This is a genomic window from Curtobacterium sp. MCBD17_028 (assembly GCF_003234875.1).
Classification (GTDB): Bacteria; Actinomycetota; Actinomycetes; order Actinomycetales; family Microbacteriaceae; genus Curtobacterium.
On sequence record NZ_QKTQ01000002.1, the window covers coordinates 398,334 to 420,758 of the forward strand.

21 protein-coding genes are annotated in these 22,425 nt (G+C 71.8%); 3 read left to right on the forward strand and 18 right to left on the reverse strand.

Annotated features, from left to right (window positions below; genetic code table 11):
* Window positions 1-17: 17 nt before the first annotated feature.
* From dprA to rplS, 8 genes are all read right to left on the reverse strand, one after another.
* Window positions 18-1,235, reverse strand: coding sequence for a DNA-processing protein DprA (gene dprA / locus DEI86_RS04155; protein WP_111009279.1), 1,218 nt, complete (start codon window positions 1,233-1,235; stop codon window positions 18-20).
* Window positions 1,232-2,701 carry a YifB family Mg chelatase-like AAA ATPase gene (locus DEI86_RS04160; RefSeq protein ID WP_375342163.1) on the reverse strand — a complete coding sequence of 490 codons (1,470 nt, stop codon included), beginning with the start codon at window positions 2,699-2,701 and terminating at the stop codon, window positions 1,232-1,234. Before DEI86_RS04160 ends, dprA begins: the two co-directional genes overlap by 4 nt.
* Before the next feature lie 50 nt (window positions 2,702-2,751).
* Window positions 2,752-3,126 carry a YraN family protein gene (locus DEI86_RS04165; RefSeq protein ID WP_258370192.1) on the reverse strand — a complete coding sequence of 125 codons (375 nt, stop codon included), beginning with the start codon at window positions 3,124-3,126 and terminating at the stop codon, window positions 2,752-2,754.
* A gap of 210 nt (window positions 3,127-3,336) precedes the next feature.
* Entirely contained in the window at window positions 3,337-3,690 is a 354-nt protein-coding gene (locus DEI86_RS04170) for an Lsr2 family protein (protein ID WP_111009282.1), read from the reverse strand.
* A 216-nt stretch (window positions 3,691-3,906) separates the two neighbouring features.
* Window positions 3,907-4,230, reverse strand: a complete 324-nt coding sequence (locus DEI86_RS04175; RefSeq protein WP_111009283.1) for a DUF2469 family protein — start codon at window positions 4,228-4,230, stop codon at window positions 3,907-3,909.
* 28 nt (window positions 4,231-4,258) lie between these two features.
* Window positions 4,259-4,984, reverse strand: coding sequence for a ribonuclease HII (locus tag DEI86_RS04180; protein WP_258372286.1), 726 nt, complete (start codon window positions 4,982-4,984; stop codon window positions 4,259-4,261).
* Window positions 4,985-5,067: 83 nt separating this feature from the next.
* Entirely contained in the window at window positions 5,068-5,817 is a 750-nt protein-coding gene (gene lepB, locus DEI86_RS04185; protein ID WP_111009284.1) for a signal peptidase I, read from the reverse strand.
* Between the two features lie 125 nt (window positions 5,818-5,942).
* The gene (gene rplS, locus DEI86_RS04190) at window positions 5,943-6,293 is read right to left on the reverse strand and encodes a 50S ribosomal protein L19 (protein WP_111009285.1); all 351 of its coding nucleotides are present in this window, start codon (window positions 6,291-6,293) and stop codon (window positions 5,943-5,945) included.
* 226 nt (window positions 6,294-6,519) lie between these two features.
* Here rplS and map point away from each other — a divergent pair, with 226 nt between their 5' ends.
* A complete protein-coding gene (gene map, locus DEI86_RS04195) occupies window positions 6,520-7,311 on the forward strand; it encodes a type I methionyl aminopeptidase (RefSeq protein WP_111013720.1) in 792 nt (263 codons plus the stop codon).
* Between the two features lie 3 nt (window positions 7,312-7,314).
* On the opposite strand, the gene trmD is transcribed toward map, so the two are convergent.
* The 8 genes from trmD to aroA form a co-directional block, all read right to left on the reverse strand.
* The gene (gene trmD, locus DEI86_RS04200) at window positions 7,315-8,001 is read right to left on the reverse strand and encodes a tRNA (guanosine(37)-N1)-methyltransferase TrmD (RefSeq protein ID WP_111048866.1); all 687 of its coding nucleotides are present in this window, start codon (window positions 7,999-8,001) and stop codon (window positions 7,315-7,317) included.
* Window positions 8,002-8,004: 3 nt separating this feature from the next.
* Complete coding sequence (gene rimM / locus DEI86_RS04205; protein ID WP_111048867.1) at window positions 8,005-8,613, reverse strand: ribosome maturation factor RimM; 609 nt, start codon at window positions 8,611-8,613, stop codon at window positions 8,005-8,007.
* Window positions 8,614-8,632: 19 nt separating this feature from the next.
* Window positions 8,633-8,869 (reverse strand): RNA-binding protein, encoded by a 237-nt coding sequence (locus DEI86_RS04210; RefSeq protein ID WP_111009289.1) that lies wholly within the window; start codon window positions 8,867-8,869, stop codon window positions 8,633-8,635.
* Between the two features lie 3 nt (window positions 8,870-8,872).
* Entirely contained in the window at window positions 8,873-9,283 is a 411-nt protein-coding gene (gene rpsP / locus DEI86_RS04215) for a 30S ribosomal protein S16 (RefSeq protein ID WP_111009290.1), read from the reverse strand.
* Window positions 9,284-9,460: 177 nt separating this feature from the next.
* Window positions 9,461-11,572, reverse strand: coding sequence for an FAD-dependent oxidoreductase (locus DEI86_RS04220; protein WP_111048868.1), 2,112 nt, complete (start codon window positions 11,570-11,572; stop codon window positions 9,461-9,463).
* Window positions 11,573-11,585: 13 nt separating this feature from the next.
* The gene (locus tag DEI86_RS04225; RefSeq protein ID WP_111009292.1) at window positions 11,586-12,404 is read right to left on the reverse strand and encodes an SDR family oxidoreductase; all 819 of its coding nucleotides are present in this window, start codon (window positions 12,402-12,404) and stop codon (window positions 11,586-11,588) included.
* A 143-nt stretch (window positions 12,405-12,547) separates the two neighbouring features.
* Window positions 12,548-13,726, reverse strand: coding sequence for an acyl-CoA dehydrogenase family protein (locus DEI86_RS04230; RefSeq protein WP_111009293.1), 1,179 nt, complete (start codon window positions 13,724-13,726; stop codon window positions 12,548-12,550).
* Complete coding sequence (aroA, locus tag DEI86_RS04235; protein WP_111048869.1) at window positions 13,723-16,860, reverse strand: 3-phosphoshikimate 1-carboxyvinyltransferase; 3,138 nt, start codon at window positions 16,858-16,860, stop codon at window positions 13,723-13,725. Before aroA ends, DEI86_RS04230 begins: the two co-directional genes overlap by 4 nt.
* A gap of 225 nt (window positions 16,861-17,085) precedes the next feature.
* Between aroA and DEI86_RS04240 the strand changes: the two genes are divergently transcribed.
* Window positions 17,086-18,225 (forward strand): glutamate--cysteine ligase, encoded by a 1,140-nt coding sequence (locus DEI86_RS04240; RefSeq protein ID WP_111048870.1) that lies wholly within the window; start codon window positions 17,086-17,088, stop codon window positions 18,223-18,225.
* Window positions 18,226-18,276: 51 nt separating this feature from the next.
* On the opposite strand, the gene ffh is transcribed toward DEI86_RS04240, so the two are convergent.
* Both ffh and DEI86_RS16450 read right to left on the reverse strand, forming a co-directional pair.
* Entirely contained in the window at window positions 18,277-19,833 is a 1,557-nt protein-coding gene (gene ffh / locus DEI86_RS04245) for a signal recognition particle protein (RefSeq protein WP_111009296.1), read from the reverse strand.
* A gap of 73 nt (window positions 19,834-19,906) precedes the next feature.
* Window positions 19,907-20,068 (reverse strand): hypothetical protein, encoded by a 162-nt coding sequence (locus DEI86_RS16450; RefSeq protein ID WP_181434892.1) that lies wholly within the window; start codon window positions 20,066-20,068, stop codon window positions 19,907-19,909.
* Here DEI86_RS16450 and DEI86_RS04255 point away from each other — a divergent pair.
* Window positions 20,067-22,394 carry a xanthine dehydrogenase family protein molybdopterin-binding subunit gene (locus tag DEI86_RS04255; RefSeq protein WP_220038485.1) on the forward strand — a complete coding sequence of 776 codons (2,328 nt, stop codon included), beginning with the start codon at window positions 20,067-20,069 and terminating at the stop codon, window positions 22,392-22,394. The genes DEI86_RS16450 and DEI86_RS04255 overlap by 2 nt on opposite strands.
* The last annotated feature ends 31 nt before the right edge of the window (window positions 22,395-22,425 follow it).

Below are 22,425 nucleotides of genomic sequence, written 5' to 3' on the forward strand. Positions count from 1 at the left end.
GTCGCCGCCGGTCGCCCTCACGGAACCAGGCGCCACCCCGTCCGGTGGCGTTCCGCCCGGCCCTCGAGCTCGGCCAGGGCGAGCGCGTCCTCCGTCGCGGCGGTCCCCAGCCCGGACCGTCGAGCGACCTCGTCCACGGACAGTCCCGCGCGGCGGCTGAGCGCATCGAGCACACGGAGCAGCTCGGGGTCGTCCTGCGCCGATCGGATGCGGAGCGGCCCGCCGTCGGCGTCCGGACCGCTCACCGCCCGCACCGCATCGGCGGGGGCGGTGAGCAGCGTCGCCCGACCGCTGGACACCAGTCGGTGGCACCCGACCGACGACGGTGAGGTGAGCGGACCCGGCACCGCCAGCACGGGTCGACCGAGCTGAGCGGCGTGATGGGCCGTGTTGAGCGCCCCGGACCGCGCGCCCGCCTCGACGACCACCACGGCGTCGGCGAGGGCCGCGATCAACCGGTTGCGCTGGAGGAACCGCCACCGCGTCGGCCGGACCCCGGGTGGCGCCTCGGCCACGACGGCCCCGCGCCGCATGACGCGGTGGAGGAGTTCCACGTTCGCCGCCGGGTAGAGCTGGTCGACACCGCCCGCGAGCACCGCCACGGTGGGTGTACCCGCAGCGAGGGCCACGCGGTGTGCCACCGCGTCGATCCCGTGTGCGCCGCCCGACACGACCAGCACGCCTGCATCGGCCGCGGCCGAGGCGAGGTCGGCCGCTGTCTCGGCTCCGTAGGGGGTCTCCGCGCGGGACCCCACCACCGCGAGCGATGGCGCGGACGCCCACCACGACGCGGGCGGGGCGGTGCTGCGCACCCAGAGCGCGAGCGGTGCGTGCGGGCCGAGATCCGCCAGCCGCTCGGGCCAGTCACGGTCCCCGGGAACCAGGAGTCGTGCGCCGACCGCCGCCGCCGCGTCGAGCACGCGATCGGGGTCGAGATGTCGCAGCCGCGGCGCCCAGCGGGCGAGCGCGGCGACGAGCGCCTGCACGAGTTCGCGGTGGTCCTCGTCGGCCACCGGAACCTGTGCGCGGCAGGCGTCGGCGATGCGGAGGGCGTCGTCGCCGCGCCTCACCAGGCGGAGCGCGTCCACCGCCCCGAGGGCGGCGACGAGGTGCCCGGCGACCGCGTCCCCCGGCTCCGTGACGACGGTCCAGAGCGCCGCGGCGACGGCCGTGTCCGGATCGCCGTCGTCCGTCCTGCCGACGCCGCGCAGGCGAGCGGCCGCGGTGGCGCTCACAGGGCGCTCCGCAGCGCGATCGCCTGACGCACGTGGTCGGTGTCGGGCCGCTCCTCGCCCGCCAGGTCGGCGAGCGTCCACGCCATGCGCAGGATCCGGTCGTACCCGCGCATCGTCAGCGTCCCCCGTTCGAGTCCGACATCGAGCGACCGTGTCGTCGTGGTCGGCAACGCGATGTCGGCGCTCCGGAAGTGGGTGCCGGGGACGTGGGCGTTGAGCCGCCACGGGGTGCCTCGCCAGCGCCGGGACATCGCGGCCCGGGCGGCGACGACGCGCTCTCGCGCCACGGCGGTGGTCATCGGGTGATCGACGTCGGAGCGGATGCGAGCAGGGGTGACCCGGGGCACCGCGAGCCGCACGTCGATCCGATCGAGCAACGGGCCGGACAGCCGTCCGAGGTATCGACGCCGCGCGAGCGGCGGGCACTCGCACGGCGGTCCGGGGACGCCGTACCGGCCGCAGGGGCACGGGTTCGCCGCGAGCACGAGTTGGAAGCGTGCCGGGAAGTGCGCGCGTCCCACCGCGCGGTGGATGGTCACGGTGCCGGACTCGAGCGGCTGCCGCAGGGTGTCGAGCACGCTCCGGGGGAACTCGGTCGCCTCGTCGAGGAACAGCACCCCGTGTGTCGCACGGGACACGGCGCCCGGCAGGATGAGACGGCTGCCGCCGCCGATCAGCGCGACCGGGCTCGTCGAGTGGTGCGGGTGCTCGTACGGCGGCCGGACCGTCCACGACTCCGCGCCGTGGCCGGCGAGCGACCGGATGGCCGCCACCTCGAGCGCGGCGACCGGATCGAGGTCGGGCAGGAGGCCGGGCAACCGTTCGGCGAGCATCGTCTTGCCCGCGCCGGGTGGGCCGAGGAACAGCACGTGGTGACCACCGGCGGCCGCCAGGACGAGGGCGCGGACCGCGGTCGGGTTGCCGACGACGTCCGCCAGTTCCTTCGGTTCGGGGTCCGCCGCCGTGACCGCCGCGGCGGTCACGGGTTCGGCCGGCTCGGCGAGCAGGTCGGCTCCTGCCAGGATCGCGGCGTCGCGGAGGGTGACGACCGGCTCGACACGGATGCCGGGGACGTACGACGCCTCGGCGGCGTTGCCCGCCGGCACCACGGCACGCTCGGCACCCGCCTCGCGCGCGGCGGCGAGCATGGGGATGATGCCGGGGACGGGACGGACTCGCCCGTCGAGCCCGAGCTCGCCGATGTGCACCGTCCCGGCCGGGTCGGCGGGCACGACCCCCGCCGCGACGAACACCGCCATGGCGATCGCGAGGTCGAACCCGGAGCCGTGCTTCGGCACGGAGGCCGGGATGAGGTTGACGGTGATGCGCCGCGCGGGCAGCGCGCTGCCCGTGTTCGACGCCGCGGCTCGGACCCGCTCGCGGGCTTCACCCAGGGCCGCGTCCGGCAGGCCGATGATGCTGAACGAGGGCAGCTGACTCGACAGGTGCGCCTCGACCTCGACCATGCGGCCGGTGATGCCGAGCAGCGCGACGGCCGTGGTCCGCCCGATGCCGCTCACGCGATGTCCTCGAGGTGCTCGACCGCGACGTGGTCGCCGACCATGAGGACCGCGACTGCGTCGACGCGGACGGCCGAGGCGCGAGCGACGCGGGGATGTGTCGCGCACCACTCCGCGGCGAGCCGGCGGAGCCGGGTGCGTTTGCGGCGGGTGATCGCCTCGAACGGGTGTCCTGCAGTCGTCACCGTGCGCGTCTTCACCTCGACCACGGCCACCGTCTGCCCGTGGCGCACCACGAGATCGAGCTCCCCGCTCGGGCCTCGCCAGTTCCGGTCGAGGACGCGGGCCCCCCGTTCCTCGAACCACCGCGCTGCGATGTCCTCTCCCGCCGCCCCGGTCCGGCGGTTGTGACCGCCATCGTCCTGTGTCACCTGCATCGTTCCTCCCGGACCGAGCCTGCCGAATCCGGGATCCACGCATTTCGCGTGGCGCGGATCGGTGGAAGGAATGCGATTCGGCTGGATTGTGGAGGACGGGAGGAATTGACAGGACGGATGTCCTGCTGAGAACACGAACGGCGGATCCGCGTGCGCGGATCCGCCGTTTCCCGACGGTCGTTCAGCGATCGTCGGAATGCGTCGTCAGTGGGCGGCCGCGTAGGCCTCCTGCACCGCCGCCGAGATACGGCCACGGCTGGAGACGTTGTGACCGTTCTCCTGCGCCCATTCCCGGATCTTCGCGAGATCGGCCGAGTTCCCGCGCTTGGCCGGGGTCTTGGTCGAACCCGATCCGGAACCCGAACGCCGGGCCCCCACCTTCCGCGCTGCGGCGATGTAGTCCGACAGGACTTCGCGGAACGCGTCGACGTGGTCGTTGGACAGGTCGATCTCGTAGGTCGCTCCGTCGAACGCGAACTCGACGGTCCGGCCGTCGCCCGCGCCGATCGGGGTGTCGTCGAGATCGTCCACCAGCTGAACGGTCACCTTCTGGGCCATGTGCACACTCCTTGCCCACCGTGGGGACGGTGGTTCTCCGGTCGTTGACGACGTCGATGACGTGGGGCATGCGGACATGTCCACGAATTGACGCCAGCACACAGCGTAACCATTCCGGATTGCACTCGCTCCCGGAATTGCGGAATGCCGTCGAATTCGTCGGCGCCGGGTCTCTGATTTCACCCCGCCGGGGTGAACACCCCGTGCACGGCGCACCTACTCGTCGAGGGCGAGTTCCTTGGGGAGTTCGAGCTCCCGACTCGTCAGTTCCTCGACGTTGACGTCCTTGAACGTGAGCACTCGAACTGATTTGACGAAGCGATCGGAACGGTAGACGTCCCACACCCAGACGTCGTTCATGCTCAGTTCGAAGTAGAAGTCGTGCTCGGTGTCCCGCCGGACGAGTTCGACCTCGTTCGCCAGGTAGAACCGTCGCTCGGTCTCGACCACGTAGCGGAACTGGGACACCACGTCGCGGTACTCACGGTACAGCGCGAGCTCGACCTCGCGGTCGTAGTCGTCGAATTCGTCGTCATCCATCGCCGCACATCCTACGGCGCGACGAGCTTCAGGAGCGCTCGGGGTCGGCTCCGACGAGCGGGCGGACCCCGTCGTCGACCGACGGGACCGCGTCGTGGGCGGATGGGACCGCGTCGTCGCCGGACGGGACGTCCTCGTCGAGCTCGAACAGCGGCTCGACCTCGACGACGGGATCGAATCGGTGGAGCCACGACCGACGGTGGAGGGCGTGCGGACCGGCGGCACGGATGCCGTCGTAGTGCTCCGTTGAGCCGTACCCCTTGTTCGACGCCCAGGCGTAGTGCGGGGCCTCCTCGTGCGCGGCGACCATGAGGGCATCGCGCCGCACCTTCGCGACGACCGACGCGGCGGCGACCGAGGCGCAGTCGCGGTCGGCCTTGACCCGCACGAGCACGTCGACCGGGTCGCGGAGCGCTCGGCTCAGCCAATCGAACGAGCCGTCGAGGACCACGACCGCACCGTCCAACGCGATCCCGGCCGCGACGAGCTGGTCGATGCCGCGCGCCCCGGCCACTCCGAGCGCCGTGACGATGCCCTGCTCGTCCACGAGGTCCGCCGATGCCATCCCGACCGCGGTGGTCGCCCAGGCCTCGAGCCGCGGCACCAGCGCCTCACGCTTGGCGGGCGAGAGCAGCTTCGAGTCCGCGAGCCCGCTCGGCATCCGGCCGACCGCGATCGTGACCGCCGCGACCCCGACGGCCACGGGGCCGGCGATCGCTCCGCGACCGACCTCGTCGCACCCGATGACGGTCACGCGACCCTGCTCGAGCAAGGAGCGTTCCCATCGCAGGGTCGGCCGCGCAGGCCGCTTCGCGCCGCGCACTGCGCCCGCCGCCGTCACGAGTCCCGCTGCTCCACGCCCGCGAAGACGTCCGGGTAGTCGCCGAGCCACGACCACCGGCTCGTCGGCCACGAGATCACGAACGCGCGCCCCACGACGTCGGACTCCGGCACGAAGCCATGGCTCGGCGTCTGCCGGTTGTACCGGGAGTCCTTCGAGTCGTACCGGTTGTCACCCATCACCCACAGCGAGTGGGCCGGCACGGTGATCGAGAAGTCCGTGCCGGATGCGCGGGTCTCCCCCGCCGGCAGGGTGATGTACGGCTCCTTGATGGGCACGCCGTTCACCGAGAGCTGTCCGAAGTCGTTGCAGCAGGACACCTTGTCGCCCGGCAGCCCGATCACGCGCTTGATCAGGTGGTCGTCGCTGTCCGCGGTCCCGAGGCCGACCTGCGTGAGCAGCCACTCGGCGGCCTTGCCGAGCGCCGTGTGCGGGGTCAGGTCGGGGAGCTGCTCGCCGTCGAGCCATCCACCCGGGTCCTTGAACACGACGACGTCACCGCGCTTGAGTCCGACCACGTGCGGCACGAGTTCGTTCACGATGACCCGGTCGTTCGGGACGAGGGTCTCCTCCATCGACGCCGAGGGGATGTAGAACGACCTGATCAGGAACGTCTTCACGAGGAACGACACGAGCAGCGCCGCGAGGAAGATGATGACGAGGTCGCGGAGGAAGGTGAGCGCTCCATTGCGGCGGCGCGGCTCGCCCCGGCGACGGGTCTCCCCGTCGGTGATCGGTTCGGTCATTGACGTCCTGCTGGTCCTTGAACGGTGACGGACGAGACAGCGAAGGCCCCCCGTCCAGCGAACACGCTACATGGACGGGAGGCCCTCGCCGACGCTCGGCGCGCTGGCTGATCCTTCGAGGAGGATCAGGCTTCGCGCTTCTCCTTGATCTTCGCCTTCTTGCCGCGGAGCTCGCGGAGGTAGTAGAGCTTGGCGCGACGCACGTCACCGCGGGTCACGAGCTCGATGTGGTCGATCACCGGGGAGTGCACCGGGAAGGTCCGCTCGACGCCGACCTGGAAGCTGACCTTGCGGACCGTGAAGGTCTCGCGGACCCCGTGGCCCTGTCGGCCGATCACGACGCCCTGGAACACCTGGACACGCGAGCGCGTGCCTTCGATGATGTTGACGTGCACCTTGACGGTGTCACCGGCGCGGAAGGCGGGGATGTCGCTCTTGAGCGAGGCGGCGTCCACCTGGTCGAGGAGCTGGCTCATGATGTGTCACTCTCTGCGGCCGCGCACGGGTCGGTCGCTGATCGATGGGAAGATGTGGTGCGTGCCCCACGAGCGGCGGTTCCCCCGTGGCAGAACCAGGCCAGGGCACGGCTGTCCATCTTGCCACAGGCTGTATGGCCAGCGCCACCCGGGCCGTCAGCCTGGACCACGTCCCGCGCGGGGTCGGCGTGCCGAAGCGCGGCCCGTGCGGTGCAGGATGGTGTGCATGATCGAACTGCGCACCCCCGCCGAGCTCGACGGCCTCCGCACCGCCGGACGGTTCGTCGCGGACGTCCTGGACGCGCTCGTCGACGCCACCGACGTCGGCGTCGACCTGCTCGACCTCGACGCGCTGGCCGGTCGGATGATCGCGGAGCACGGCGCGGAGAGCTGCTACGTCGACTACCACCCGTCGTTCGGCGCGATGCCGTTCGGCCGGTACCTCTGCACGTCCGTCAACGACGCCGCGCTGCACGGCCTGCCCCACGCGCAGCGCCTCGTCGACGGCGATCTGGTGAGCCTCGACTTCGCCGCGAGCGTGGACGGCTGGGTCGCGGACTCGGCCGTGACGGTCCAGGTGGGGACCCCGCGCGCCGAGGACCAGCGCCTCGTCGCGACCGTCCGGCGCGCGCTCGACGCGGGGATCGCCGCGGCCCGTCCCGGCAACCGTCTCGGCGACGTCTCGTCGGCCATCGGCTCGGTGGCACGGGATGCGGGCTACCCGGTCAACCTCCAGTTCGGCGGCCACGGTGTCGGCCGCTCGATGCACGGCGACCCCCACGTCCCGAACGACGGCCGCGCGGGCCGGGGGATGGTCCTCCGTCCCGGTCTCGTGATGGCGATCGAGCCGTGGCTCATGGCCGGCACGGACGAGCTCTACCAGGACCAGGACGGCTGGACCCTGCGCAGCAGCGACGGGTCGCGGGCGGCGCACGTCGAGCACACCGTGGCGGTCACGGAGGACGGCCCGGAGGTCCTCACGCTGCGCAGCGCCGAGCGGGCCGCCCTCCTCGCCTGACGTCTAGTCGCCGAGGAGGTCCGGGCGGACCCGCCGTGTCCGCTCGAGCTGCTGCTCGTGGCGCCACGCAGCGACGCGCCCGTGGTGCCCGCTGAGCAGGACCTCGGGGACGTCGAGACCCCGCCAGGACGCCGGCTTCGTGTAGCTCGGGTACTCGAGCAGGCCGTCCTCGTGCGACTCCTCGGCGAGGCTCTCGGGGTTGCCGACGACGCCCGGGACGAGCCGCCCCACGGCCTCGACGATCGCCATCGCCGCGACCTCGCCACCGTTGAGCACGTAGTCCCCGAGCGAGACCTCACGCACGGACGCCCGGGAGGACGCCCACTCGACGACCCGCGCGTCGATGCCCTCGTACCGGCCGCACGCGAACACGAGGTGTTCCTGCTCGGCGAGGGCACGCGCGGTCTCCTGTCGGAACGGCACCCCGGCAGGGGTCGGCACGACGAGGGTCGAGGACCGGTCGGGCCGTAGGAGCCCTTCGAGCGCGAGGCCCCACGGCTCCGGCTTCATCACCATGCCGGCACCGCCGCCGTACGGGGTGTCGTCGACGGTCCGGTGGCGGTCCGAGGTGTGGTCGCGGAGGTCGTGCACGTGCACGTCGAGCAGACCCCCCTGCCGCGCGCGACCGAGGAGCGAGACGTCCAGCACGCCGAAGAACTCCGGGAAGATCGTGACGATGTCGATCCGCACGGGTCAGTCCTCGTCGTGGTCGGAGGCGGACCCGTCGGCCTCCGCCTCCGACGCACCGGCGGCGTCCTCCGGGCCGTCGGCGGCGTCCTCGGGCGCTTCGATGACCTCTTCGAACAGCCCGGTCGGGGGCGTCACGGTGAGCGTGCCCCCGGCGATGTCCACCGACGGGACGATCGCGCTCACGAACGGGACGAGGACCTCGCCACGGGACGGCGTGTCGATCGCCAGCAGGTCCTGCGCCGGCAGGTGGTCGACCCGCGCGACCGTCCCGACCTCGACGCCCTCGCGGAGGACCCGGAGCCCGACGAGCTGGTGGTCGTACCATGCGTCGTCCTCGCCCGTCGGCTCGTCCTCGTCCTGCTCCACCCAGAGGATCGCCTTGACGAGCGTCTCGGCGACCGTCCGGTCGGGGACACCGACGAAGAACGCGACGGGGTGCGCGTTGTACCACCGGAGCTCCTGGAGCTCCAGGTCCTTGCCGGACCACGGCGAATCGTCCGGCACCTGGAGCGAGAAGACGGCTCCCGGGGTGAACCGACGGTCCGGGTCGTCGGTGTAGAGCTCGAGCTTGAGACCGCCCTTGAGCCCGTGCGCCTTGCTGAGTCGACCCACCCGGAGCTGGGTCGTGCGACTAGGAATCGGTGTCGACCACGTCGACCCGCACCCGCTGACCGTCGGCGAGCGCCGACACGAGGGTGCGGAGCGCCTTCGCGGTCCGTCCGGCGCGTCCGATCACGCGGCCGAGGTCCTCGGGGTGCACACGCACCTCGAGGACCTCGCCACGCGGAGAGGTGGAGCTGGCGACGCGCACGTCGTCAGGGTGATCGACGATCCCCTTGACGAGGTGCGTCAGCGCGGATTCGAGCAAGACCTATGCCTCGGCGGCGGTCTCGTCGGTGGCGTCCGCGGCCGGAGCGGCCGGGGCCTGCTTCTCCGACTTCGGCTTGAGGACCGGCTTCTTCTTGTCGTCGGCGACGAAGGCCTGCTTCGGCTCGGCGGTCTTGACGGTGCTCGTCGCCGAGGCGTCGCCCTTGAACTTGCCCCAGTCACCCGTGAGCTTGAGGAGGGCGGCGACCTGCTCGGTCGGCTGCGCGCCGACGCCGAGCCAGTACTGCGCGCGGTCCGAGTCGATGTCGATGACCGAGGGCTCCTCGGTCGGGTGGTACTTGCCGATCTCCTCGATGACACGACCATCGCGCTTGGTGCGCGAGTCGGCGACGACGACACGGTAGTACGGCGCTCGGATCTTCCCGAGGCGCTTGAGGCGGATCTTGACAGCCACGTTTGCTCCTGTTGCGTGTTCAGAGTGGTTGAACTGCCGACCGTGGGCGTGGGGGCACACGCGGCGAAAGCTCGGATGGAAGTCGCGCACCGCCTGATAGAGGGTCGGGCGGGCAGGACTCGACCGTTCATTCTTGCAGATGACCGGGAGGCTCGCCAACCGGCACGCGATCGGGCGTCAGGGAGCGAGCCGCCGGACCGCTTCGAGCGCCTCCGTGGTCGCGCGGACCGCGTCCACCGAACGGGCGTCCCGCGCACCGCCGACGACCGCGAACGGCACCCCGGTCGCCGCGAGTTCCGACGCCAGGTCGCTCGACGCCTCCTGCCCGGCGCAGAGCACCACCGTGTCCGCGGGCACGGCGACCGGTGTGCCGTCCTCGTCGAGGATCCGGAGCACCCCGGGCTCGATCCCCACGTACTCGCGCACGCTTCCGATGAAGCGGACCCCCGCGTCCCGGAGACGGCCGAGCGCGACCCAGCGCGAGGTGATCCCCACACCCTGTCCGAACTTGCCGGAGCGGCGGAGCACGGTCACGTCGGGCCCCGGCCGGAGCGTGCGGGCAGCGGCGGGTTCGCGCTGCGGCAGGTCACCGACGAGCCCGTCGAAGCCGTCGAGCCCCCAGCGCTCGTCGAACTCCGCGGCCCGACGTGACTCGTCGGGCGACTCCACGAGGAACGCGGCCGTGTCGACACCGATCCCACCGCCGCCGATCACGGCCACGCTGCCCGCGGGAACGCCGTGCCGGAGCGCCTGCTCGTACGTGACGACGTGCGGCAGGTCCGCTCCGGGGATCGTCACCGTGCGGGGCACGACGCCGGAGGCGAGCACGACGCCGTCGCTGTCGGCGAGGTCGGCGGCGGTGGCGGTCCGGCCGAGCAGGACCTCCGCGCCGCGTTCGACGAGTTCCGCGTGCGCGGACCGGACCGGACCGGCGTAGTCCTCTTTCCCGGGGATGCGGGAGGCGAGCCCGAACTGCCCGCCGAGCTCGTCCGCGCGCTCCCAGAGTCGCACCCGGTGCCCGCGACGCGCCGCGTCGACGGCCGCCGCGAGACCCGCCGGTCCCCCGCCGACGACGTCGATCCGCTTCGGCTCGGCAGTCGGACGGACCGGGAACGCGACCTCACGAGCGGCCCGCGGGTTCACGAGGCACGACACCGGCTGACCGACGATCGACCGGTCGAGGCACGCCTGGTTGCAGCCGATGCACGTCGTGACCAGGTCGAACCGGCCGCGGAGGCTCGTGCCGACGATGGACGGATCGGCGAGGAACGGGCGGGCGAGGGCCACCGCATCGACGAGCCCGCGTTCGAGGACCGCCTCGACGTCGCGGAGGTCGGTCATGCGGTTCGACGCCAGCACCCGGACGTCCGGGCGGTCGGAGGAGCGCACGACGCGCGCGATGCGTTCGACGTACGACAGCCAGACACCGTGCGGCACGGCGGCCTGCACGGTCGGTACCCGGGACTCGTGCCAGCCGACCCCGACGCTGATGCCGTCGATCCCGGTCGGCAGCAGGTCGCGGACGAGTGCGTCGACGTCCTCCGGCGACGACGACCCCGGCATGAGGTCGACCCCGGACAGGCGGATCGTCACCGCGAGGTCCGGTACCGCGCTGCGGACGGCGCGCGCGACCTCCACGGCGAACCGCCGCCGACGCTCGGGGTCGCCACCCCATGCGTCGTCCCGCTGGTTCGTGAGCGGCGAGCAGAACTGGTTGACGAGGTAGCCCTCGGACGCCATGATCTCGACGCCGTCGAACCCGATGTCCCGAGCGGCCCGGGCCGCGTCGGCGAAGTCCTCGATCGTCCGGAGGACCTCGTCGTGGGTCAGCGCCTCGGGCACGACACCGCGCGCGGCCGCCCACGGCAGGGGCGACGGCGCGACGGCGCGCTGCGGCGCACCGTTCCGGTCCGTGAGCCCGGCGACCAGGGCGTAGCGACCAGCGTGGAAGAGCTGGGCGAGGATGGCGCCGCCCTCGGCGTGCACGGCGTCGACGGCGGTGCGGAAGCGGTCGTCGGTGTCCCCCACCCCGAACACCGCGAAGTCCGGGCCGCCGCGCGCCTCGTCGTTGACCGCGATGCCGCCGGTGATGAGCAGCGCCGCTCCCCCGGCGGCTCGCTCCCGGTAGAACGCGGCCATGCCGGCGCCCCCGTCGTCGTGCACCTCGAGTCCGGTGTGCATGCTGCCCATCACGACACGATGCGGCAACGTGATCGGACCGAGCGACCACGGGGTCGTGGTGACGGCGAGCGGTGCGGCGGTCGTCAGCGGTGTCGACGGGTCGGACATGGGCGCGGGGGTCCTACTCCGGCAGGACGGCGTCGCGCAGCGGCGACGTCGTGTCCGACCAGAAGGGCGGCGCGATGACGGTGAGCCCACCGTCGACCGACAGCACCTGTCCGGTGATGTAGGACGCCTTGTCCGAGAGCAGGAAGTCGACCGCGTCCGCCATGTCGTCCGGGGTGCCGGGCCGCTGCAGCGGCAGCTTCTCGAGCACGGTGTGCATCGGGGCCTGACCGGGGACGTTCGAGTAGAAGTAGTCGAGCGAGTCGGTGTCGATGAGTCCGCCGTTGACCGCGTTGACGGTGATCTGCCGCGGACCGAACTCGACCGCCATGTACTTCATGTAGGACTCGGTCATCGCCTTCGCGGCGCCGAGCGCGGCGTACGTGGGGAACGCCCGCAGCGAGCCGTAGGACGTGACGACGACGATCCGACCGCCGTCGTCCATGAGCTCCGCCGCGCGCTGGGCGCCGAGCACGAACGACCGCGCGTTGGTCGCGTAGCTGCGGTCGAGGTGGTGGAGCTTCAGCTCCTTGACGGCCTTGAACGCGCTGGCTGCCGCGTTCGCCACGAAGTAGTCGAGCCGTCCGTAGGTGTCGCGGACGACGTCGAAGAGCGCGTCGATGGACTCGGGCTGCTCGATGTCGACCTGGGCGGTGATGCCGTCACCACCGGCGGCCTTGACGTCGGCGAGCGACTCCTCGGCCAGGTCGGCGTTGCCCTTGTAGGTCACGACGACGGTGACGCCGCGCGCGCCGAGCTTCTTCGCGAGCAGGCGGCCGATGCCGCGGGATGCGCCGGTGATGACGGCGACGGGTGCACTGGTGGTGTCGGCCACGGGGGTTCCTTGTCTCGCTGGTGCCGGCGCGTGCGCGCCGGTCGGGGGTGGGGCGGACGTCACGCGGGTGGGACGGTCACGCTGGTGCTGACGGTCGGGAGGCACGGGACGGGCCCGCCCCGCGCCTCCCGACCGAGGTCATGTCAGAATCGCGCCTGTCCGGTGACGACCGCGCGGCCGACCACGAGCTTCTGGATCTCGTTCGTGCCCTCCTCGAAGCGCTGCGCACGGGCGTCGCGGTACACGCGCTCGATCGTGTTGCGCTTCCAGTAGCCGGATCCGCCGTGCACCTGCAGGGCCTTGTCGGTGACCCGCGCGAGCATGTCCACGGCGACCATCTTCGACGCGCTCGAGAGCGTTCCCGCGTCGGGACGGCCCTCCTCGTAGGCGCGGGCGGCCTCGTACACCAGGGCCCGCGCGGCCGCGATGTCCGCGTAGTTCTCGGCGAGGTAGAACTGGATCGCCTGTCGGCTGCTCAGCTTCTTGCCGAAGGTCTCGCGGGTGTTCGCGTACTCGACGGCCAGTTCGTTCGCACGCTCGGCCAGACCGACGGCGCTCATCGCGACCGACACGCGGCTCGGCAGGAGGAACCCGCCGAGCGCGACCTCGAGCCCCTGGCCCTCCTCGCCGAGGCGCGCGGACACCGGCACCGGGACGTCGTGGAACTTGAGGATGGCGTGGTCGGTGCCCCGGATGCCCATGGTGTCCGAGTCGTCGATCACCTCGGCACCCGGCAGACCCGAGTTCGGCATGAGGAACGCGACCGTGCCCTCCTGGCCCGTCGACCCCTCGAGCCGCGCCGCCAGCAGCCAGTAGTCGCACTTCACGCCGAACGTGATGAGGTGCTTCTCGCCGTTCATGACGTACGTGTCGCCCTCGCGCCGGACGGTCGTGCGGATGTCCGCACCGGTACCCGCGGTCGCCTCGGTCAGCGTGAACGCCACGAGCGTGTCACCGGCGATCGACGGCTTGACGACCTCTTCGAGCTGCTCCGGGGTCGCGTACGGCGCCATGGCGCGCCACGTGCCGTTGATGACGTGCACGAGCATGCGGATCGAGCCGTGGGAGCGCGAGATGATCTCCATGATCTCGAGGTAGCGCGGGAACGGGATCCCACGACCGCCGAGCTCGACGGGCGCCGCCAGGCCCAGCCACCCACGCTCGCGCAGGTCCACGAGGACCTGCGGGGGGACCTGCCCGGTGCGCTCGATCTCGTTCGCGTAGTCCTCGCCGGGGCCGCGCACCCACGCGTCCACCTCGGCCTTGAGCTGCTGGAACGCGTCCTCGTCGAACGGGGCCACGGTCTCGGTCACCTGCGTCATGAGTTCTCCTTCTGGGCGACGAGCGCCGCGGCCTGCTCGCGCAGGACGTTCTTCTGGACCTTGCCCACCGCGTTCCGCGGCAGTTCGCCGATGTACTCGAGCCGCTCCGGCCAGTAGTACTTCGACACGTTGGCGTGCTCGAGGTACTGCTGCATCGCACCGAAGTCGAGGGTCTCGTCGTCACGCGACGACACCACGAACGCGCAGGCACGTTCCCCGAGTCGCTCGTCGGGCATCGCGACGATCGCGACGTCCGTGACGAGGGGGTGCTGGTACAGCAGGTTCTCGATCTCGACCACGGGGATCTTCTCACCGCCGCGGTTGATGACGTCCTTCACCCGGCCGGTGATGCTGAGGAACCCCTTGTCGTCGATCCGCGCGAGATCGCCGGTGCGGTACCACCCGTCCGGGGTAAACACGTCGTCGGTGAGGTCGGGGCGGTCGAGGTACCCGTCGAACATCGTCGGCGAGTGCAGCTCGAAGTTGCCCTCGCTCCCCACCGGGAGCTCGGCGCCCTCGTCGTCGACGATGCGCAGGCGGATGCCCGGCAAGGCGCGCCCGTCGTGCCCGTATGCGTCCGCCGGGTCGTCGCTCGGGCTCGAGAGCGCGCCGAGGCAGGTCTCGCTCGTGCCGAAGGCGCCGAGGATCGCGCTCCCGAGCACCGTCGCGGCGCGCTGCGCGAGCGCGCGTGGGACCGCGGCGCCCGTGGGCACGAAGATCCGCAACGACGCGGGCTGCTCGGCCCCGGCCTCGACGAGGTCGACGAGGTCGGTCAGGAACGGCGTCGCGCACTGCACGAACGTCGCCCCGGCCGCTCCGAACGCCTGGTCGAGCGCCACGCGGCCGTCCCAGACGGGCTGGATCACCTGCGCGACGCCGAGGCGGAACGCCAGGAGCATGCCGTAGAGGAACCCGGTCTGGTGTGCCAACGGCGACGGGATGTAGATGCGGTCCTCGGCACCGAGGCCGGTCTGCGCGACGTGCATCGCGGTGGCCAGGCCCAGCGTCCGGTGTGGGTGCTGGACGCCCTTCGGCTCCCCCGTCGTCCCGGAGGTGAACAGCAGCTGGCAGATGTCGTCCGGACCGGGCGACATCGAGCGGATCTGCGCGGTGTCCGGTTGGACCGACTCGAGCGCGGTGTCGTAGTACCGCCAGTTCCACTCGGAGGCGTCGACGCGGTCCATGGCGTCAACGGGCATCGGCGGCAGGTTCGTCGGGGTGTCCTGGTGCCCGCGGGCCTCCGACCGCAGGACCACGACGTGCTCGACCGCGAGCCGACGGTTCTGCGCAGCGGCCTCGTCCACCACGTCGAGCAGCTCGATCGCGGGCCGGCGCTTGCGGAACACGTTCGGCAGGAACACGACGCGGGCACGCGACCGCGCGAGCGTCATGGTGGTCTCACGCGGTCCGAACACCGGCATGATCGGGGTCGCGACGGCGCCGATCTGGACCGCGCCGAGCGTGATGGCGACGAACTCCCGCCAGTTCGGCAGCTGCATCGCGACCGACTCGCCCTTGCGCACGCCGAGCTCGAGCAGGAGCGCGGACACCTGGTCCGCCTCGTCCTGGAGCTGCTTCCACGTGGTCGTGACCGCGGCCGGTCCGCCGACCTCGATCACCGCGGCTCCGTCGGGGTCCGACTCGGCGAGTGCCCGGACGCGCTCGCTGAGCACGAGCGGCTCGGCGTCGATCCCCGCCGGGACCGCGGTCTCCTCGGCGGCGACGGCGCCGAGGTCCTCGGCGGCGTCCTCGGGGTCGAAGCCCTCGGCGGAGTCGGCCGCGGCGAGCGCCGCGGTGGCGTCCCCGACCTCCATGTCGAGCCCGACCGAGTTCATCGCCTCGAGGAACGTCGGGTAGGAGATGCGGTACGCCCTCGGGTAGGTGAGCGCGGACACGCCGTCGGCCTTCGACGCCGCGACGGCGAGCGACATGAGCACGCGGTGGTCGTTGAACGACGACATCGGCGATCCGGTGAGCTGCTGCACCCCCGTGACGCGGAGCTCGTCCGCGCCCTGCTCCGCGCGGCCGCCCATCCGGTTCAGCTGCAGCATGGCGGCGACACGATCGGACTCCTTGAGACGGATGTGCGCGACGTTCCACAGGCGGCTCGTGCCCTCGGCGAAGGTCGCCATGGTGGACAGGATGGGCAGGAGGTCCGGGATCGGTTGGCAGTCGATGTCGAGTGGCCGGAGCGGCGAGCCGTCGTGCGTGATGCGCACGAACCCGGTCTCCTCGTCGATGCGCATCGGGACGCCCATCGCGGTGGCGAGGTCGAGGAACTCGCTCTCGGGGTGGTCGGTGTCGGCGGTCCGGAACGAGGTCATCCCACGCAGGAGCACGTCCGATTCGCGGATGCCCGCGGCGGCGATCCCGAACGCGGCCGAGCCGATGTCCGGCGGGATGACGTAGTCGTGCGGCGTCGCGCGCTGGTTCGCCGGCACGCGGTACTCGAGCCAGTCGTCCGAGACCTCGACGGTCAGTCCGAACTGGCGCATCATCGCGACCGTCAGCTCGACGTAGGGCTGCTCGTTCAGGCGGCCGCCCGTGATGTGGATGCGGGTCTCCTGCTCGGCGAACGGGGCGACCAGGAGCAGGCCGGAGACCCACTGCGACAGGGTGCCGGCGATCGAGACGTCGCCACCGCGCGGCCGTCGGGGCTGCACGGTGATGGGCGGGCAGTCGTTCGTCGCCTCGAGTTCGACGCCCATCTGCGTGAGCGAGGTCAGGAGCGCCTTGATCGGGCGCCGCTGGAAGTACTTCATGCCCGTGAGCGTCATCGGGCGGTCGGCGAGTGCGGCCAGGCCCGTCATGAAGTAGAGGGTGGTCCCGGACGAGCCCATGTTGAGCAGACCGTCGGCGCCGCGGGAGCCGTGGTCGACGATGTCGGTGGCGACGTAGCGACCGCCGAGCCCCGTCACGAGGTAGTCGTTGCCCCGTCGCACGATGTCGACACCGAGCGCCCGCAGCGTCCCGACCGTCCACTCGACCTGCCGCGTCGTGCTGATGCCCGACACGACGCTGGTGCCCTCCGCCAGTGATGCGAGGACCAGCGCTCGATGCGCGTGGTACTTGGACACGGGGATGTCGAGTTCCCCGACGAGGGGTGCGGATGTCCCGCGGACGACCAGCTGCATGCGTACCTCATTCCGTGGCGGAGCGGATCCACCGTAGTCCTCGCCGAGCGCGGGTCGAAACCGCCGGGGGAACGACGCGCGGGAGCCGTTGTTGTGCGTGTCCGACAATGCACGAGGCAGGATGGGACCCGATCCGACAAACCGGCGCCCGACCCCGGGCGCGTGTCCCGAGCCGGCGACGGAGCCGTGTCCCCGGGCCCACCGACCGCCTCCGAAAGGCCGCGCATGGACATCGCGTTCACGTCGTCACGACCGTCCACGATCGGGATCGAGTGGGAGCTGCCGCTCGTCGATCGCACCACGGGCGACCTCACGCCGCGGGCGCCCGACGTGCTCCTCGCGGTGCGGGAGCGGTTCGGACACGACCGGGTCACGAACGAGCTCCTGACGAACACCGTCGAGGTCGTCTCGGGCGTCCACGACACCGTCCGCGACGCGGTCCGCGACCTGGCCGGCATCGTGACCGCGGTGCGCACGGCCGCTGACGTGCTCGACACCGACGTGATGTGCTCGGGTACGCACCCCTTCGCGCAGTGGGACCAGCAGGAGGTCACGCCCGACAGTGAGCGGTACACGACCCTCATCGATCGCACGCGCTGGTGGGGTCGCCAGATGCTCATCTGGGGCGTGCACGTCCACGTCGGCATCGACGACCGCGAGAAGGCCCTGCCGATCCTCAACGCGATGCTCGCGTCCGTGCCACACCTCCAGGCGCTGACGGCGTCCAGTCCCTACTGGGCCGGCGTCGACACCGGCTACGCCTCGAACCGTGCGCTCATGTTCCAGCAGCTGCCGACGGCGGGACTCCCCCCGCAGTTCGGTGCGTGGGCGAACTACGAGGAGATGGTGGACGACATGGTGCGCACCGGTGTCGTGGACGACCACACCGAGTTGCGCTGGGACCTCCGACCGTCGCCGAAGTGGGGGACGCTCGAGAACCGCGTCTCGGACGGCATCAGCACGGCGCACGAACTCGCCGCGGTCGCCGCGCTCGTGCAGTGCCTGGTGACCGAGGCGTCCGATCGGCTGGACGCCGGGGAGACCCTCCCCACCATGCAGCCCTGGTTCGTGCGCGAGAACAAGTGGCGTGCGGCCCGGTACGGGATGGAGGCGGAGATCATCGTGGACGCCGCCGGTGACGAGCGCCTCGTGTCCGACGACGTCCGCGACCTCGTCGTACGACTCGAGCCCGTCGCCGAGCGCCTGGGGTGCCTCGAGGAGCTCCACGGGCTCGACCGCGTCCTCGAGGAGGGCGCGTCCTACCAGCGGCAGCTCCGCGTCGCGGCAGAGCACGAGGACGACATGCGGGCCGTCGTCCGGTCCCTGGTCACCGAGCTCGGGGAGAGCATCGACGCGGTGCTGTGACCGGGCGACCGACGGGACGGACGGGAGGCGCACCGCACGTCCGTCCCGCCGCTACCGGTTCAGGAACTTGCCGAGCGCGGCCATCTCCTCTTCGGTGGGCGCCTTCGGGTTCTTCGCACCACCGAGCCCGAAGCCACCGCCGGTCGGCGCCGTCGGCGCCTGCGGTCCGGACGCGATGGCCGCGTTCTGCGCAGCGCGCTTGGCCGGGTTGCCCGCCTTGGACCCCTTCTTCTTCGGCTGCTGCCGCTTGCCCGCGTAGGACGCACCGGGAACCGGGCCCATGCCGGGCACCTGGGGGACGCCGCCCTTGGCGACCGTCTTCATCATCTTCGCGGCCTGCTCGAACCGGTTCACGAGCTGGTTGACCTCGGTGACGGTCGACCCGGCACCGCGCGCGATCCGCAGGCGACGGGACCCGTTGAGGATCTTCGGCAGCGCACGCTCCTGCGGCGTCATCGACTGGATGATCGCCTCGGTCCGGACGATCTCGCGCTCGTCGAAGGAGTCGAGGGCCTCGCGCATGCCCTTCGCGCCGGGCAGCATGCCGAGCATGCTCTTGATCGACCCCGCCTTGCGGAGTTGCTGCATCTGCTTGAGGAAGTCGTCGAGCGTGAACGAGTCGGTCGCGATCTTCTCGGCGACCTTGCGGGCTTCGTCCTCGTCGAAGGCCTGCTGCGCCTGCTCGATCAGCGACAGGACGTCACCGAGGTCGAGGATGCGGCTGGCCATGCGGTCGGGGTGGAACGGCTCGAAGTCGTCGAGGTTCTCGCCCGTGGACGCGAACATGATCGGTCGGCCCGTGATGCTGGCCACCGACAGCGCGGCACCACCGCGGGCGTCACCGTCGAGCTTGGACAACACGACACCGGTGAAGTCGACGCCCTCTTGGAAGGCGCGCGCGGTCGCCACGGCGTCCTGACCGATCATCGCGTCGATGACGAACAGGACCTCGTCCGGGTCGACGGCCTTGCGGATGTTCGCCGCCTGCTTCATGAGCTCGGCGTCGACGCCGAGTCGCCCGGCGGTGTCGACGATGACGGTGTCGAACTGCCGGTCCACCGCGACCTTCATCGCGTTCTTGGCGACCTTGACCGGGTCCCCGACGCCGTTGCCCGGTTCGGGCGCGTAGACCTCGACGCCGGCCTGCTCGCCGACCACCTGGAGCTGCGTGACCGCGTTCGGCCGCTGCAGGTCCGCGGCGACGAGCATCGGGGTGTGGCCGTCCTTCTTGAGCCACTTGCCGAGCTTGCCGGCGAGCGTCGTCTTGCCCGCGCCCTGGAGGCCCGCGAGCATGATGACCGTCGGCGGGCGCTTCGCGAACTCGAGGCGGCGCTGCTGGCCGCCGAGGATCCCGACGAGTTCCTCGTTGACGATCTGGACGACCTGCTGGGCCGGGTTCAGCGCCTTGTTGACCTCGTCCGACAAGGCGCGTTCGCGGACCGACGCCGTGAACGACTTGACGACCTCGAGCGCCACGTCGGCGTCGAGCAGGGCACGCCGGATCTCGCGGACGGTGCCGTCGACGTCGGACGGGGTGAGTCGACCCTTGGACCGCAGGTTGCGGAAGGTCTCGGTGAGCCGATCGGAGAGTGTGCCGAATTGCGCCATGGTCCCGCGATTCTACGCGCCGGACCCGTGCCGTGCCTCCCGGCCCGCCCACCGCGGGCGCGCGCGCCGGTCGTCAGGCGCGACGACCGGTGACGAGGCGCACCAACCACCCGATCACCGCGATCACGAGCACGACGATCCCGATCCAGAGCAGGATGCGCAGGGCTGCGCCGAGCAGACCGACGACCAGCAGGACGATGCCGACGATGATCGCGATGGTGAGGAGCCAGCGCATGAGAGCCTCCGGGTCGAGCCGACGGCCGGGCGACCGCCCGACCACCGTCGACGCTAGCCCCGCGGGCGCGAGCTGTCCGGGAGTAGAAGGGTTCGAGATCGCCGCGCAGGTGGTCGTGGACGAGGCGGTGCGCATGGAGTCGGTGGACGAGCAGCGACGTGGACCGGTGCTCGGCGCGCCCCTCCCGAGGGTCGAGGGCGCCGACAAGGTCCGCGGACGGGCTCGGTACGCCGCCGAGACCGGCGGCGAGGACGTCGCCTGCTACGCGTGGGTCGTGCAGGCCGCGATCGCACGCGGCCGGGTCGTGGCGATCGGCCGGGAGGCGGTGCTCGCCATGCCGGGGGTCGTCACCGTGATCGCGGCCGACGACGCACCACGGCTCACCGCCGTCCCGACGACCGAGCTCTTCGTGCTGCAGAGTGACCGCGTCCACTACCGGGGCGAACCGGTCGCGCTCGTCGTCGCGGAGACCTTCGAGACCGCGCGGGCGGCCGCGGCCGCGCTCCGGGTGACCTACGACGCCGAGCCGGCGGACACGGTGTTCCCCGACGAACCGTCCTTCGGTCCGGACGACGCCCCCGGGGTGTTCGTCGCCCCGGAGTCGATCAACGGCGACCTCGAGCCGGACACCGACCAGGGCGACCTCGACCGCGCGCTCGCCGACGCGGACGTCGTCCTCGACGCGACCTACACCACGCCACCCCAGGTCAACAACCCGCTCGAGCCGCACGCCGCGACCGCGTGGTGGGTCGGCCCGTCGCGCGAGCAGGACGAGGACGGTCGACCACGCGCCGCTGCCGGTGCCCGGCTCGAGCTCATCGAGGCGACGCAGGGGCCGTCCCTGGCCGCAGGGGTGGTCGCCGACCTGTTCGGCATCGACGACAGCGCGGTCCGGCTCCGCACCGAGCACGTCGGCGGCGGGTTCGGCTCGAAGGGCTCGCCGAAGCCCGATCTGCCCCTGGCCACCATGGCCGCACTCGTCACCGGCCGTCGTGTGAAGCTCGTGTTCACGCGGCAGATGGTGTTCTCAATCGGTGGCTACCGCACGCCGACCGCCAGCCGGATCCGCCTCGGAGCGCGTCCGGACGGCACGCTCACCGCGATCGGTCACGACGTCCGCACCCAGACCTCCACGATCGGCACGTTCGTCGAACAGGTGGCGGACTGCACCCGCCACGTGTACGCCGCACCGAACCGCCGCACCTCGCACCGGTACGTCGCACTCGACGTGCCGACACCCCGCTTCATGCGCGCTCCCGGAGAGGCACCCGGGAGCTTCGCGCTCGAATCGGGGATGGACGAGCTCGCCGCCGCACTCGGCATCGATCCCGTCGAGCTCCGCCTCCGGAACGAGCCGGACGTCGACCCGATCGACGGGGCGGCGTTCAGCACCAGGAACCTCGTCGGGTGCCTCCGCCGGGGGGCGGAGCTGTTCGGGTGGGAGGCCCGTGGGCGCGAGCCGCGCATGCGTCGCGACGGACGGTGGCTGGTGGGCGCGGGTGTCGCCGCCGCCTACTACCCCGCTCGCGTCGTCCCGAGCGGAGCGACCGTCACCGCCGAGGCGGACGGGACGTTCACCGTCGGCGTCGCCGCCTCGGACATCGGGACCGGGTCCCGCACCGTGCTCCTGCAGGTCGCGGCCGATGCCCTCGAGGTCGGGGTGGACCGCATCCGCATGCACATCGCCGACTCGACGCTCCCGCAGGCCGCGCTCGGTGCGGGGTCGTTCGGGACGACCTCGTGGGGATGGGCGGTCGACAAGACCTGCCGCTCGTTGCGAGAGCGACTCGAGCGCGGAGCGGTCGTGCCGTCCTCCGGTCTCTCGGTGACGGAGCGGACCGACGACGACGTGCAGCACCTCGCGGAGCGGTCGCGGCACGCGTACGGCGCGCAGTTCGTCGAGGTCAGCGTGGACACGGACTCCGGCGAGGTACGGGTCGACCGCATGGTGGGCGTGTTCGCCGCGGGCCGCATCTACAACGCCCGCACGGCCCGAGCGCAGCTCGTCGGTGGGATGACGTGGGGCATCGGCATGGCGCTGCACGAGGACGCCGAGATCGACCCCGTGGCGGGCGACATCGGCAACCACGACCTCGCCACGTACCACGTCGCGACGAACGCGGACGTGGAGTCGATCCACGCCGAGTGGCTCGACGAACCCGGCGAGGACCTCACGCCGCTCGGCGGCAAGGGGATCGGGGAGATCGGGATCGTCGGTGCTGCCGCGGCGCTGGCGAACGCCGTCTGGGACGCGACCGGCGTGCGGGTCCGTCGCCTGCCGATCCGACCGGACGCCCTGGTCGATCGGATGCCGGCCCGAGCCTGATCCGGCGCCCGTTCGGACACCCGGGCACGGT

What these genes read in the sequence shown, in the direction of transcription:
- map (WP_111013720.1), top strand. Translation starts at nt 6,520, where the DNA reads ATGATCGAACTGCGCACCCCCGCCGAGCTCGACGGCCTCCGCACCGCC.
- lepB (WP_111009284.1), bottom strand. Translation starts at nt 5,817, where the DNA reads ATGACCGAACCGATCACCGACGGGGAGACCCGTCGCCGGGGCGAGCCG.
- DEI86_RS04220 (WP_111048868.1), bottom strand. Translation starts at nt 11,572, where the DNA reads ATGTCCGACCCGTCGACACCGCTGACGACCGCCGCACCGCTCGCCGTC.
- DEI86_RS04175 (WP_111009283.1), bottom strand. Translation starts at nt 4,230, where the DNA reads ATGGATGACGACGAATTCGACGACTACGACCGCGAGGTCGAGCTCGCG.
- aroA (WP_111048869.1), bottom strand. Translation starts at nt 16,860, where the DNA reads ATGCAGCTGGTCGTCCGCGGGACATCCGCACCCCTCGTCGGGGAACTC.
- ffh (WP_111009296.1), bottom strand. Translation starts at nt 19,833, where the DNA reads ATGGCGCAATTCGGCACACTCTCCGATCGGCTCACCGAGACCTTCCGC.
- DEI86_RS04230 (WP_111009293.1), bottom strand. Translation starts at nt 13,726, where the DNA reads ATGACGCAGGTGACCGAGACCGTGGCCCCGTTCGACGAGGACGCGTTC.
- DEI86_RS04255 (WP_220038485.1), top strand. Translation starts at nt 20,067, where the DNA reads ATGAGAGCCTCCGGGTCGAGCCGACGGCCGGGCGACCGCCCGACCACC.
- DEI86_RS16450 (WP_181434892.1), bottom strand. Translation starts at nt 20,068, where the DNA reads ATGCGCTGGCTCCTCACCATCGCGATCATCGTCGGCATCGTCCTGCTG.
- rplS (WP_111009285.1), bottom strand. Translation starts at nt 6,293, where the DNA reads ATGAGCCAGCTCCTCGACCAGGTGGACGCCGCCTCGCTCAAGAGCGAC.
- DEI86_RS04170 (WP_111009282.1), bottom strand. Translation starts at nt 3,690, where the DNA reads ATGGCCCAGAAGGTGACCGTTCAGCTGGTGGACGATCTCGACGACACC.
- DEI86_RS04160 (WP_375342163.1), bottom strand. Translation starts at nt 2,701, where the DNA reads ATGGTCGAGGTCGAGGCGCACCTGTCGAGTCAGCTGCCCTCGTTCAGC.
- DEI86_RS04240 (WP_111048870.1), top strand. Translation starts at nt 17,086, where the DNA reads ATGGACATCGCGTTCACGTCGTCACGACCGTCCACGATCGGGATCGAG.